The following is a 13,035-nucleotide window of genomic DNA, read 5'->3' on the forward strand; positions in this document are numbered from 1 at the left end:
CATGGCGGCCAATCTGGACGGACAGTTGGTCGTTGCCATTTCGTCCCGCGCGCTGTTTGATTTTGAAGCCGAGAACTTGCTGTTCGAGGCCGGCGATGACCGCGCTTATATGGCGCTGCAAGAAAGCCGGCTCGACCTGCCGGCCAAGCCGGGCGTCGCGTTTTCGCTGGTCAACAAGCTCTTGGCCTTCAACCAGCCGGCGCATCCGAGGGTCGAAATCGTCGTGCTATCGCGCAACGACCCCGTGTCGGGCATGCGGGTATTCCGCTCGGCGGCGCATTACGGCCTGGGCATTCAACGCGGCGTGTTCACGCGCGGCGAGTCGCCCTGGCGCTATTTGCGCCCCCTGAAGGCGCAGCTCTTCTTGTCCACCAACGAGACCGATGTGCGCTCGGCGCTGGCGGCCGGCGTGGCCGCAGCAAGAGTGTTGCCGCTGTCGGCGCGGGCCTCGGGCGAGCATCCGTTTGAAGTGCGCATCGCTTTTGACGGCGACGCCGTGCTGTTCTCCGACGAGGCCGAACAGGTATTCCAGCGCGACGGACTGAATGCGTTTCAAAGTCACGAGAGGACGCACGCCAACACACCCTTGGCGGCCGGACCGTTCAAGCCGGTGCTCGAAGCCTTGCAGCGTTTGCAACAAAACCCCAGCGGCCCGATGCGGGTGCGTACCGCGCTGGTGACGGCGCGCAGCGCACCAGCCCATGAGCGCGCCATTCGCACGCTGATGGACTGGCAGATCGAGGTCGATGAGGCGATGTTCCTGGGCGGCCTGGCCAAAGGCGAATTCCTGCGCGAATTCGAGCCGGACTTCTTCTTTGATGACCAAGCCGGCCATGTCGCTAACGCCTCGCCGCATGTGCCGGCCGGCCATGTGGCCTCGGGCATCTCGAATCTTTAAACCCGACCGGCACTGCTGAACAAACCGCGCTGCCGGCGCTCTGACATTCCCACAAGGAAGATGATGAAGAAGCTACGTCTACTGGCTGCGGCCTGTCTGGTCGCAATGCATGCCCCGCTGCTGGCGCAAGCCGAGGGCTTCTACCGCCAACCTGCGCTGCGCGGCAATCAGCTCTATTTTGTCGCCGAGGGCGATATCTGGCGCGCCCAGGCCCAAGGTGGCCAGGCCCAAAGGCTGACCACCCACCCCGGCGCCGAGAGCATGCCGGCGGTCTCGGCGGATGGCCAATGGCTGGCCTTTGTCGCCCAGTACGATGGCCCCGGTGATGTCTATGTGATGCCGGCGCAGGGCGGCCTGCCCAAGCGCCTGAGCTGGGAAGGTTCGGCACAGCGCGTCTGGGGCTTCAGCTCGGCGGGCGAGGTGATCTATAGCGGCCCGTCCCAGTCGGGCCAGCCGATCAGCCAGCTTTACGCCGTTGACCCGAAAACCCAGCAACGCCGCGCCTTGCCGGTCGGTCAGGCCAGCGATGGTGCGCTCAGCGCCGACGGCAAACGCCTCTACTTCACCCGCAACGGCCTGCGCGGTGACAACGCTCGCCAGTACCGTGGCGGCGCGATTGCCAGGCTCTGGTCGCTGGAGCTGAATGGCGCGGCCGAGGCCAAGCCCTTGATCGCCGAGGGCGCCAATGATTCGCGCCCAATGCCTTACCGCATTGCCGGACCCGAGCGCATTGCTTTCCTGTCCGACCGCGACGGCACGGTCAACCTCTGGTCGGTCAATGCCGAGGGTCAGGACTTGCGTCAACACAGCCGCTTCAAGGGCTGGGACATTCGCCACGCGTCAATTGACGGCACAAAAGTCAGCGTCGCCGTCGGCGCGGACATCTATCTTCTCGACTTCGAAGGCGCCACAGCCGGCCAAGGCGAGCGCCTAAAGCTGAGTTTGAGCGGTGACTTTGACCAACAGCGTGAACGCTGGATCAAGAAACCGCAAGACTTCTTGACCGATACCGCGATGGCCCCCAATGGCGAGCGCGTGCTGCTGGCCAGCCGCGGCCGCCTGGCCACACAAGGCATCGGGGCCTTGCGCCGTGCCGAGCTGATGCAGCCGGCCGACGGCCGCTGCCGCAAGGGCGTATTCAGTGCCGACAGCACCCAAGTGTTCGCGCTCTGCGACTTCAGCGGCGAGCGCGAGATCTGGCGCTTGCCGGCCAATGGCCTCGCGGCTGCCGAGCAAATCACCTTTGGCGCCAAGGCCATGCGCACCCAGCTGCTGCCTTCGCCCGATGGCCGCTTTCTGGCGCATACGGACAAAGAAGGGCAACTTTTCCTGACCGACCTGAAGGCCAGTGGCGCCGCAGCCACCAGCCTGATCGGCCATGACAAGCTGTCCGCCGACATCAAAAATCTGACTTGGTCGCCCGACAGCCAGGTACTGGCCTTCACGCAGCCGATGCGCGCCAACGGCCGCGACCAAGTGCGCCTCTACAAGCTGGCCGACGGCAAGACCCATACCGTCAGCAGTGACCGTTACGAGAGCGAGGCCTTGGCCTTCACGCCGGATGGGCGCTGGCTCTACTTTGCCTCGCAGCGCAGCTTCGCGGTCACCGGCAACGGTGGCCCTTGGGGCGACCGGAATATGGGGCCCTTCTTCGACAAGCGCAGCAAGCTCTATGCCTTGGCGCTACAGCCGGGCCTGAGCTTTCCGTTTGCACCCAAGGATGAGCTCACGCCGGCCGAAGCGAAGGCAGACAGCAAACCGGACACAAAGACCGAGGCCAAACCGGCCACCAAGCCTGCCATCGTCTGGGCCGGCCTGGCCGAGCGCCTGTTCGAAGTACCGCTGCCGGCCGCTAACTACAGCGCCCTGCGCAGCGACGGCAAACGCCTGTGGTGGTTGGAGAGCGAGCTCGGCGCCGAGCGCAAGAGCAGCCTCAAGACGGTCAGCATCGACCGCCTGGGGGCCAGCCCCGAGACCGTCGCCACCGATGTGCGTGAGTTCGACCTCAGCGTCGATGGCAAGAAGCTGATGTTGGTTCGCGCGGCAATGTCCAATTCAGCGGGAGCGGCGCCGGAGATCTTGCTGGTCGAGGCGGCGCCCAAATTGCCCACCGAGACGGCCAAGTTCCAGGTCAAGTGGAGCGACTGGCAAATCGCCACCGACCCCAAGCTGGAATGGCAGCAAATGTTTGCCGACGGCTGGCGCATGCACCGCGACTACTTCTACGACAAGGCCATGCACGGCGTTGATTGGCTAGCCATGCGGGCCAAGTACGAACCGCTGGTCGCCCGCGTGACCGACCGCCTTGAGTTGGCCGAGTTGATGGCACAGATGGTCGGCGAGTTGAGCGCCTTGCACAGCCAGGTCAATGCCGGCGATGTGCGGGCCGCCGCCGAGGAGCCCGGCCTGGCCGGCCTGGGCGCCCAACTCATGCGCGCGCCAAACGGCTGGCGCATCGATCAGATCTACCGCAGCGACCCCGAACTGCCGAGCGAAGCCTCGCCCTTGGCCGCGCCCGGCCTGAACATTCAGCTCGGCGACGTGATCACCGCCATCAACGGCCGCAAGGCGCTGGACGCCGCCCACCCGTCCGAGTTACTGCGCGGTCAGGCCGGCAAGCAGGTCTTGCTGCAACTGCGCAGCGCCGATGGCAAGGACAAGCAGGCCGTCGTCACCCCGGTGGCGCAGCGGCGCGAACAGCAAATGCGCTTCGGCGATTGGCGCTATGCGCGCGGCCGCGCCGTGGAGGCCGCATCAGAGGGTCGGATTGGCTATTTGCACCTGCGTGCGATGGGCCGTGACGATATTGCCGACTTCGCGCGCGAGTTCTACGCCCAGGCCGACCGCGAGGGGCTGATCATCGACGTACGCTTCAACGGCGGCGGCAATATCGACAGCTGGATTCTGGAAAAACTCTTACGCCGGGCCTGGGCTTATTGGCAGCGCCGCTCGCCCGATGGCGCACCGGCCAGCTCGAATATGCAGCACGCCTTCCGAGGCCATTTGGTGGTCCTGGCCAACGAGGAAACCTACTCGGACGGCGAGACCTTTGCCGAGGGCATCAAACGCTTGGGGCTGGCACCGGTGATAGGCAAGACCACCTCGGGCGCGGGTGTCTGGCTGTCGGATCAGAATCGCTTGATGGACAACGGCATCATCCGGGCCGCCGAAACCGGCCAGATGACGGCCGAAGGGCAGTTCATCATCGAGGGCGTCGGCGTCAAGCCGGACATCGAGGTCGACAACCCTCCGCGGGCCACCTTCCTCGGCGGCGATGCGCAACTGGACGCGGCGATCGCGCATTTGAAGCAGGCGATGGCAGCCAAACCGCGAGTCTTGCCAAAGCCGGGTGCTTATCCACGCCCCATCCAGTTGCCTTAGCTGAGTTCGACCCGGGCAAACTTGCGTTTGCCCACTTGCGCGACAAAGCTGCCGGCTTGTAACTTCAAGGCCTTGTCGCTGATGGTGACGCCGTCGATCTTGACGCCGCCCTGCTCGATCATGCGGGTGGCCTCGCCGCCCGAGGCGACCAGGCCGGCTGCTTTGAGCATCGCGCCGACGCCCAGCGGCGCGCCGCTCAAGGCGACTTCGGGGATGTCATCCGGAATGCCGCCGCGCGCGCGATTATTGAAGTCGGCCTCGGCCGCCTCGGCCGCCTCGGCGCTGTGGAAGCGCGCGGTGATCTCCTTGGCCAGCAAGACCTTGGCTTCCTTGGGGTTGCGCCCCGCCTCGACCTCGACCTTGAGCGCGGCAATCTCGGCCTCGCTCCTGAAGCTCAGCAGCGCAAACCATTTCCACATCAGCACATCGCTGATCGACAAGACCTTGGCGAACATGCTGTTCGCCGGCTCGCTGATGCCGATGTAGTTGTTCTTGGACTTGGACATCTTCTCGATGCCGTCCAGGCCTTCGAGCAGCGGCATGGTCAGGATGCACTGCGGCTCCTGGCCGAACTCTTGCTGCAGATGCCTGCCCATCAAGAGATTGAACTTCTGATCGGTGCCGCCCAACTCGATATCACTCTTCAAGGCCACCGAGTCATAACCCTGCATCAGCGGGTACAAAAACTCATGTACAGAGATCGGCGTCTGCGCGGCGAAGCGCTTGGTGAAGTCATCGCGCTCCATCATCCGCGCGACCGTGTATTTGGCCGCCAGTTGAATCATGCCGCGCGCGCCCAGCGGGTCGCTCCACTCCGAGTTGTAGCGGATCTCGGTCTTGGCCGGGTCCAGCACCAAGCTGGCCTGCGCGTAATAGGTCTCGGCATTGGCCTTGATCTGCTCCTGCGTCAGCGGCGGGCGCGTCGCGTTGCGCCCCGACGGGTCGCCGATCATCGAGGTGAAGTCACCAATCAGGAAGATGACCTGATGACCCAAGTCCTGCAACTGGCGCAGCTTGTTGAGCACGACGGTGTGGCCGAGGTGGATGTCGGGCGCGGTCGGGTCCAGGCCCAGCTTGATGCGCAGCGGCACGCCGGTCGCTTCGGACTTGGCCAGCTTCTGCAGCCAATCGGCCTCCGGCAAGAGCTCATCACAGGCGCGCTTGCTTACGGCGAAGGCCTCACGCACGCGGTCGGTGACGGGGAAAACAGGCGCGACGGGAGTTCGAATTTCGGACATGGCAGCAGTCTGGCCTCGGCTAAAGCCTTGATGTATGGGGTTTTCTAGGATTTGACGCACCGATCGACTCGGTATACTCGCGCCTAGTTTTTAGCAAACACCCCCAAAAGCAGGGGTGTCGCGACAAAGATATTAATTCTAGTGGACGCGACTCGAGCAGAGTCGCGCCGCTTTTGTCAGGCGCAGGCCTAAACGGCTTCGCCCTGAGCAACGAGGGATTCGACAACGTGACCGACCGGATGATTGAAGTGAAAGTGGCTCTGGCGCGAGCCGAAGCCTTTGCCGCCAAGCATCCGCGTGCGCTGACCGGCACCGTGGTGGGTCTGTTGACCGGCTTTGCCATCACCGCCTTTGGTATCGCACCACTCGCGCCCGATGCGCGCGATCTGCCCCAGCGCATGCTGGCCGAGACGGTGCAAACCAACGATCTGGAAGCGCAGTTGACGGCCTTGGCCGAACACCAGATTGGCCTCAGCCGCAGTGAGTTGACCCGCAGCAGCGACACCGTCGAAAGCCTGTTCAAACGCCTCGGCGCGTTTGACCCGGTGGCCGCTCAATTCCTGCGCAACGACCCGCTCGCTCGCCGCACATTGCAAGGCCGCGCCGGTAAATCGGTGCAGTTGACCGCCGATGCCTCGGGCGTTGTGCAGGCGATGGTGGTGCGCTTTCCGGCCGAAAAATCCGAACAGCAGGCGACGCATTTCAGCCGCTTGAGCATCACGCGCGAAGGCAAGGCCTTTGTTTCCAAGCTCGAAACCGCGCCGCTGCAGGCGCAGATCCGCTTGGGCAGCGGAACCATCCAAAGCTCCTTGTTTGCCGCCACCGACGAAGCACGCATCCCGGATGCCATCGCCTCGCAGATGGCCGACATGTTCTCCGGCGAAATCGACTTTCACCGCGAACTGCGCAAGGGCGACCGTTTTTCCGTCGTCTACGAAAGCCTCACCGCCGATGGCGAGAGCATCAACTGGGACAGCGCGGCCGGCCGCGTGATTGCCGGCGAGTTCGTCAACAACGGCCGCAGCCATTCGGCCGTCTGGTTCAAGGACAGCGTCACCGGCAAGGGCAATTTCTACGCCTTCGACGGCCAAAGCAAGCGCCGCGCGTTTTTGGCCAGCCCGATGGAGTTCTCGCGCATCACCTCGGGTTTTGCGATGCGCTTCCACCCTATTCTGCAAAGCTGGCGCCAGCACCTTGGCGTTGACTACGGCGCACCGACCGGCACGCCGGTTCGCACCGTCGGCGATGGCGCGGTTGAATTCGCCGGTTGGCAAAATGGCTTCGGCAATGTTGTCCATGTGCGCCACAACGGCGATCGCACGACGGTCTATGCCCACCTGAGCCGCATCGACGTCAAAAAGGGCCAACGTATCGAACAGGGCCAAAAGATTGGTGCCGTGGGCGCCACCGGCTGGGCGACCGGCCCGCATCTGCACTTCGAGTTTCGCGTCAAGGGCAGCCATCAAGATCCGCGCGTGATTGCGCGTGCGTCCGAAGCTGTGACCCTGCCCAATTACGCTCGCAATCAGTTCCGTCAAACCGTCGCCAGCGTGCAGTCGCAGCTGAGTGTCGCGCAATCGATGGACGGCGGCGTCAGCGGCGCCGACTGAAACCCTCGACCGCCTTCTCGCCGCAGATGGGCAGCGAGCTCTTCATTGGCCTGATGTCCGGCACCTCGCTGGACGGGGTTGACGCGCTGCTGGCGCGCTTTCCCGCAGGCGACACAGGCATGCATGTGCTTGGCCACCTGCACCGCCCTTTTTGCCCGTCCTTGCGCGAGGAATTGCTGGCACTCAACAGCCCCGGCGACAACGAATTGCACCGGGCCGCCCTGGCCGGCAACGCAGTCGCGAGAGACTATGCGGATCTGGTTTCCCAGCTGCTGGAGCTTTGCGGCGTCAAAGCGGGCGAAGTGGCCGCACTCGGTGCCCATGGGCAAACCGTCAGACACCGCCCCGGCGAATTCGATGGCTGCGGCTACAGCATTCAACTCTTGAACGGCGCCCTGCTGGCCGAACAGAGCGGCATTGCCGTGGTGTGCGATCTGCGCAGCCGCGATGTGGCGGCGGGCGGCCAAGGCGCGCCGTTGGTGCCGGCTTTTCACCGTGCCCAATTCGCTCAACCCGGCCGCGACATTGCCGTCGTCAATATCGGCGGCATCAGCAATATCAGCCTGCTCAGCGGCGCCGGCGGCACGCTGGGCTTTGACTGCGGGCCCGGCAACTGCCTGATGGACGCTTGGGCCAAGCAGCATCTGGGCCATGAATTTGACGCCGGCGGCGCCTGGGCCGCCGAGGGTCAGGTCTTGCCAGGCTTGCTGGAGCAAATGCTCGGCGAGCCCTTCTTCGGCCTGACCCCACCGCGCAGCACCGGCCGCGACCTGTTCAACCGCGCCTGGCTGGACCGGTGCCTCGATGCGGGTATGCAGGCCGTCGATGTACAGGCCAGCTTGCTGGAGCTGAGCGTACAAGCGATTGTCCAGAGCCTCGGCCACCATGACCCACAGACGCGCGAGTTGCTGGTCTGCGGCGGCGGCGCCTTGAATACCCAGTTGATGCGCCGCCTGCAAGCATGCTTGCCCGGCATTCAGGTGATGCCGACCGATGCGCGTGGGCTGCCCGTGATGCAAGTGGAGGCCGCGGCATTCGCCTGGCTGGCGATGCGCCATCTGCGCCGGCTACCCGGCAATCTGGCTGGCGCCACCGGGGCTCTCGGTCCCAGGCTGCTGGGCGCACTCTATCCGGCCTAAAAGCAAAAAAGCCACCAGAACCTAGCGGCTTTTCTTGGGAGGCTAAAAATCAGGCCGAGAAGCTCGAGCCGCAACCGCAGGTCGTAGTGGCGTTCGGATTCTTGATCACGAACTGCGCACCCTGCAGGTCTTCCTTGTAATCGATCTCGGCACCGGCCAAGTATTGCAAGCTCATTGCATCGATCAGCAGGGTCACGCCGTTCTTGTGCATCTGCGTGTCATCTTCGTTGACGGCTTCGTCAAAGGTGAAGCCGTACTGAAAGCCCGAGCAACCGCCGCCTTGCACGAACACGCGCAGCTTCAACTCGGGGTTGCCCTCTTCGGCCACCAGGTCGGCAACCTTTTCGGCCGCACTGTCGGTGAAGATCAAGGGCACGGGCATTTCATCGGCATCGGCCGCTGGAGATTCAAGAACTGCGTTCATAGGGATTCCTGATGTAATTGCACTGCAGCCGCCATTGTCCACGCAAATACCGGACAAGTTTCAGGCTTATAACTCAATGATCCCACGCAAGATGAGACCGTGCTGGAACAGGGTTATTAGGAGACGGGACGAAAGGTCCAACTCAAAAAAACAAAGCCGCTCGAAAGCGGCTTTGTTGTGAATTCGCTGCCACTGAACAAAGCCCAGGGCAGCAAACCAGCGAGATCAGCGCTTGCTGAACTGCTTCCTGCGACGAGCACCGTGCAGACCGACCTTCTTACGCTCGACTTCACGCGCATCACGCGTGACGAAGCCGGCGCGGCTCAGTTCGGGCTTCAGGGTTGCGTCATAGTCGATCAGCGCGCGGGTGATGCCATGGCGCAAAGCACCAGCTTGGCCCGACTCGCCACCACCATGAACGTTCACCTTGATGTCAAACGTCTCGCCATGGTTCGTCAGCAGCAAAGGCTGCTTGGCGATCATGATCGATGTTTGACGACCAAAATAGTCAGCAATGGCTTTGCCATTGACAACGATCTGGCCAGTGCCCTTCTTGATGAAGACACGTGCGACCGACGACTTGCGGCGGCCTGTACCGTAGTTCCAGTTTCCGATCATCATCGTTCCTTAGATTTCCAGAGCCTTGGGCTGCTGAGCGGCATGCGGATGCGTGTCACCTGCGTAGACCTTCAGCTTCTTCACCATGGCATAGCCCAAAGGACCCTTGGGCAGCATGCCCTTGACAGCCTTCTCCAGCGCGCGGCCTGGATGCTTGGCTTGCATGTCCTTGAACTTCGTGGCGTGGATGCCGCCTGGGAAGCCCGAGTGGCGGTAATACACCTTGTCGTTGGCCTTGTTGCCAGTGACACGCAGTTTTTCTGCGTTGATGATGACGATGAAATCGCCGGTATCTACGTGAGGCGTATAAATGGCTTTATGCTTGCCGCGCAAACGGAGTGCCACTTCGCTGGCAACACGTCCGAGCACCTTATCGGTGGCGTCAATCACAAACCACTCGTGCGTCACTTCTGCCGGTTTGGCGCTGAAGGTCTTCATGAGTTACTTTCGAATGCTGAAATCCAAAACGGAATCCAGCGGTCGGATGGCTGATTCAAATTTTTGCGTCCGCTTACCTTCGACTACCGGTTTATCACCAGCAGATGAATCGACACCGCTCGGTGTTGCTTATTGGGAAGCAAGCCTTCGCTGCGGCATAAATCCGCATCAAAAACACCTGTTCTCGCAACCTCTCACGCCAGACGCAAAACGTCTTCCCCGCAGCCAAATACGGAAAAGCCGATCATTCTAGCAGAGAGCGTGCAAAGATGGCTAGTCTTTGCTTCCTAGCGACACGATCGCCGAACGTGGATGTCGTGAAGCTAAAATCAGGGTTACTACTTATGGCTCGGTTTCGAGTCCCTGCATGAAACCGACGCTCGACCCCAACAGCAGCACAGCACCGCCAGACCAAACCGACACCAAAATTGGCGGCTTGGCGATGTGGGGGCCGGCGTCTGCATTGAAGCGCATGTCTGCCTGGATTCCGATTCGCTCGCTGGGGCGGCGACATCGCAAGCGGATTGCGCTGCACTTGCTCGCTTTGGGCGAGCGAGACCGCTATTTACGCTTCGGCTACGCGGCCGCAAATGAGCAAGTCAGCCGTTACGCCATGTCGATAGACTTCGAGAGGGATGAGGTCTTCGGCATATTCAACCGCAGGTTGGAGCTCGTTGCCATGGCTCACCTGGCCTACTCGCCGGAGCCACAACGACCCGGCCAACCGGCGATGGCCGAGTTTGGCGTCTCGGTACTGAGCCAAGCTCGCGGCCGGGGCTTGGGCGCCCGCCTGTTCGAGCGCGCCGCCTTGCATGCCCGCAACCGCGGCATCGACACGCTATTCATTCACGCCCTGAGCGAAAACGGGGCGATGCTGAAAATTGCCCGCAATGCCGGCGCCACCGTGGAGCGCGAAGGCTCGGAATCAGAGGCTTGGTTGCGACTCCCGCCCGACACCGTCTCGTCCCATGTCGGCGAAGCCATCGAGCGCCATATGGCCGAACTGGACTTCCAGTTCAAAAGACATGTGCGCGTCATCGGACACATCATTGACGGGGTCGGCGAGGTGAAGTCCAAGTTCGAAGAGGCCGGCAAGGCCGCAAAACAATAGCCTTGCCCTAAATTATTTACACAAGCCACCACCCAGACCGGGGGTAGGTACGGGGCCCTTTTGTCACAGTGATGCGCTACATTGCTCGAATAAGCACTGGATATACGGTGCAATACCAATAACGGCGGACGAGGGCAATGCAAATTACCATTCCTTGGATAGTCGCGTTGATGACGGGCAGCAGTCTGTTAGCGCTTGCCGCAGCCTGGGCGCTGCGTCGACCAAGCGGCGCCAGCAACAAACCATTACCGACCGAATGGGCACTCACCGCTCGCCCGGTATTTAACGCCGATGAGCGCCGGGTTTACCGGCTCCTCAAAGAAGCGCTGCCTCATCACGTGATCCTCGCGAAGCTGCCGATGGTGCGGTTTTGCCAACCAACCGAAGCCCAGGAAGTGCGCTACTGGTTCGAATTGCTGGGGGCCATTCATGTGACCTTCGCGATTTGCAGCCCCAATGGCCGAGTGCTGGCCGCCGTTGACCTGGACAGCGAGCGTGGCATTTCCGGGCGCAGCCTGCAAATCAAACAGTCGGTATTGGGGGCTTGCCGAGTGCGCTATTTGCGCTGCCCGATCGACAAGCTGCCCAGCGCAGCCGAGTTGCAACTGCTGGTGCCATTTAGCAATAACAGTTCGCGCGGCCCACAACCGGCCCCCACACCCAGCAAAGCCACCTCCTCGCGCAGTGCCATCAACGGCGCTACGCCGCGCCGCAGTGGCCTAATGACGCCACACAAATCCAGCAACAACGCAGCTGCCGTGAAGGTAGGTCGCCATGGGCTTTGGCAGGATTCCGCCGTCTTCCACGACTCCTTCTTTGCCCCAGATAGTCGATTTGACACCGCAGCCGGCCAGGACCTGCCCCGCATGGCGCGCAGCAACTCGGCCGGCGCCCACAACGCAGCACCGTTTGGCGAGCCCCTAGGTACAGAGTCCCGTTATCCCGATGAGGCGCCGAACGACATCGTCGGACTGGTGGTTGACTCGCCTCGCTATGGTGGCCGCCTGCCCCGCTAAGCAAGGGTCTTTCTGAGAGTTTTACGCTGATACTACGGCGTCGGGCCATTCGGTTCGACGCCGTTTTCTTTCGCCATTCAATGACCCCAGACCTAGACCGCAGCTTCGGCAACTTGACACCCGAATTCATGCTGGACGCGCTCGACGCAGCCGGCCTTTACGGCGACGGCCGCATGCTGCAGCTGAACTCCTACGAGAACCGGGTGCTGCAATTGCATCTGGAGGACGGCCGCATCGCCGTGGCCAAGTTCTATAGGCCGGGCCGTTGGAGCGATGCACAAATTCTCGAAGAACATGACTTCGCCTTGGAACTGGCCGCAGCGGAAGTGCCGGTGGCCGCGCCTTGGACGCTCGACAACATCAAGGGCCTGTTGCAGCTGACCGGTACGCCGGCGACCCTGGCCCATTTCGGCGACCAACGCTTTGCCGTCACGCCGCGCCAAGGCGGGCGGGCGCCCGAGCTGGACGACCCGGAGGTGCTGACCTGGATAGGCCGACTGCTCGCCCGCTTGCACCTGGTCGGCCAACAGCGGCCGTTCCAGCACAGGCTGCGCTGGGTTGGCGCCGAGCCGGGCAGGATCGCTCGCGACTGGCTGCTTGAGCACGAGACGCTGCCAATTGAAATCGCGCCCGCATGGGGGGCCGTGGTCGAGGCCTGCCTGAGCCGTATTCAAAACGCTTTTGATGCCATTCCAGACTTGCAGCTGCTGCGTCTGCATGGCGACTGTCACCCCGGCAACATCCTCTGGACGCCCGACCATGGCCCGCATTTTGTCGATCTCGACGACGCCGTCACCGGCCCGGCGGTGCAGGATCTATGGATGCTCTTGTCGGGCGACGCCATCGCAACGCGCCAGCAACTCGCCTGTGTGTTGGAGGGTTATGAATCGGTGGCCAAGTTTGACCGCCGCGAGCTGAAGCTGATCGAGCCACTGCGCACGCTGCGCATGATTCACCACAGCGCCTGGCTGGCCAAGCGCTGGGGCGACCCGGCCTTCCCGCTCGCCTTTCCCTGGTTCGGCACGCCGAACTATTGGCACGACCAGGTCGCCAAGCTGGGAGAGCAACTTGAAGCGATGCGGCCTGCGGACGAAATCGTGCTGGACAACTTCAAAGACGAGGACGTCGGTTTCGACGAGGGCTTCAAATAGCGGCATGGGGC

11 protein-coding genes are annotated in these 13,035 nt (G+C 62.6%); 7 read left to right on the plus strand and 4 right to left on the minus strand.

What is annotated here, in order from left to right; genetic code table 11:
• Position 1 precedes the first annotated feature (1 nt).
• Both LNV07_RS10705 and LNV07_RS10710 read left to right on the plus strand, forming a co-directional pair.
• Positions 2-898 carry a 5'-nucleotidase gene (locus LNV07_RS10705; RefSeq protein ID WP_263571144.1) on the plus strand — a complete coding sequence of 299 codons (897 nt, stop codon included), beginning with the start codon at positions 2-4 and terminating at the stop codon, positions 896-898.
• 63 nt (positions 899-961) lie between these two features.
• A complete protein-coding gene (locus LNV07_RS10710; RefSeq protein ID WP_263571145.1) occupies positions 962-4,279 on the plus strand; it encodes a S41 family peptidase in 3,318 nt (1,105 codons plus the stop codon).
• Here the strand turns inward: LNV07_RS10710 and tyrS are convergent.
• Positions 4,276-5,517 (minus strand): tyrosine--tRNA ligase, encoded by a 1,242-nt coding sequence (gene tyrS / locus LNV07_RS10715; protein ID WP_263571146.1) that lies wholly within the window; start codon positions 5,515-5,517, stop codon positions 4,276-4,278. The two genes, LNV07_RS10710 and tyrS, sit on opposite strands and share 4 nt — an antisense overlap.
• A 239-nt stretch (positions 5,518-5,756) precedes the next feature.
• Here tyrS and LNV07_RS10720 point away from each other — a divergent pair, with 239 nt between their 5' ends.
• Positions 5,757-7,127 (plus strand): M23 family metallopeptidase, encoded by a 1,371-nt coding sequence (locus tag LNV07_RS10720; RefSeq protein ID WP_263571147.1) that lies wholly within the window; start codon positions 5,757-5,759, stop codon positions 7,125-7,127.
• 26 nt (positions 7,128-7,153) lie between these two features.
• Entirely contained in the window at positions 7,154-8,266 is a 1,113-nt protein-coding gene (locus tag LNV07_RS10725; RefSeq protein WP_263571148.1) for an anhydro-N-acetylmuramic acid kinase, read from the plus strand.
• Positions 8,267-8,315: 49 nt separating this feature from the next.
• Here the strand turns inward: LNV07_RS10725 and erpA are convergent, their stop codons facing one another.
• The 3 genes from erpA to rplM form a co-directional block, all read right to left on the minus strand.
• Positions 8,316-8,690, minus strand: a complete 375-nt coding sequence (gene erpA / locus LNV07_RS10730; protein ID WP_263571149.1) for an iron-sulfur cluster insertion protein ErpA — start codon at positions 8,688-8,690, stop codon at positions 8,316-8,318.
• A gap of 225 nt (positions 8,691-8,915) precedes the next feature.
• The gene (rpsI, locus tag LNV07_RS10735) at positions 8,916-9,308 is read right to left on the minus strand and encodes a 30S ribosomal protein S9 (RefSeq protein ID WP_263538349.1); all 393 of its coding nucleotides are present in this window, start codon (positions 9,306-9,308) and stop codon (positions 8,916-8,918) included.
• A gap of 9 nt (positions 9,309-9,317) precedes the next feature.
• Positions 9,318-9,746: a 50S ribosomal protein L13 gene (gene rplM, locus LNV07_RS10740; protein WP_263533701.1), complete on the minus strand. Its 429-nt coding sequence runs from the start codon at positions 9,744-9,746 to the stop codon at positions 9,318-9,320.
• Positions 9,747-10,113: 367 nt separating this feature from the next.
• Between rplM and LNV07_RS10745 the strand changes: the two genes are divergently transcribed.
• The 3 genes from LNV07_RS10745 to LNV07_RS10755 all read left to right on the plus strand — a co-directional run bounded on the left by LNV07_RS10745 (position 10,114) and on the right by LNV07_RS10755 (position 13,024).
• Positions 10,114-10,857 carry a GNAT family N-acetyltransferase gene (locus tag LNV07_RS10745; protein WP_397545551.1) on the plus strand — a complete coding sequence of 248 codons (744 nt, stop codon included), beginning with the start codon at positions 10,114-10,116 and terminating at the stop codon, positions 10,855-10,857.
• Positions 10,858-10,994: 137 nt separating this feature from the next.
• The gene (locus LNV07_RS10750; protein WP_263571150.1) at positions 10,995-11,873 is read left to right on the plus strand and encodes a DUF2726 domain-containing protein; all 879 of its coding nucleotides are present in this window, start codon (positions 10,995-10,997) and stop codon (positions 11,871-11,873) included.
• 80 nt (positions 11,874-11,953) lie between these two features.
• The gene (locus LNV07_RS10755) at positions 11,954-13,024 is read left to right on the plus strand and encodes a serine/threonine protein kinase (RefSeq protein ID WP_263571151.1); all 1,071 of its coding nucleotides are present in this window, start codon (positions 11,954-11,956) and stop codon (positions 13,022-13,024) included.
• Positions 13,025-13,035: the final 11 nt, after the last annotated feature.

Origin of the sequence: Roseateles oligotrophus (assembly GCF_025717515.1) — a bacterium.
Taxonomy (GTDB): Bacteria; Pseudomonadota; Gammaproteobacteria; order Burkholderiales; family Burkholderiaceae_C; genus Paucibacter_A; species Paucibacter_A oligotrophus.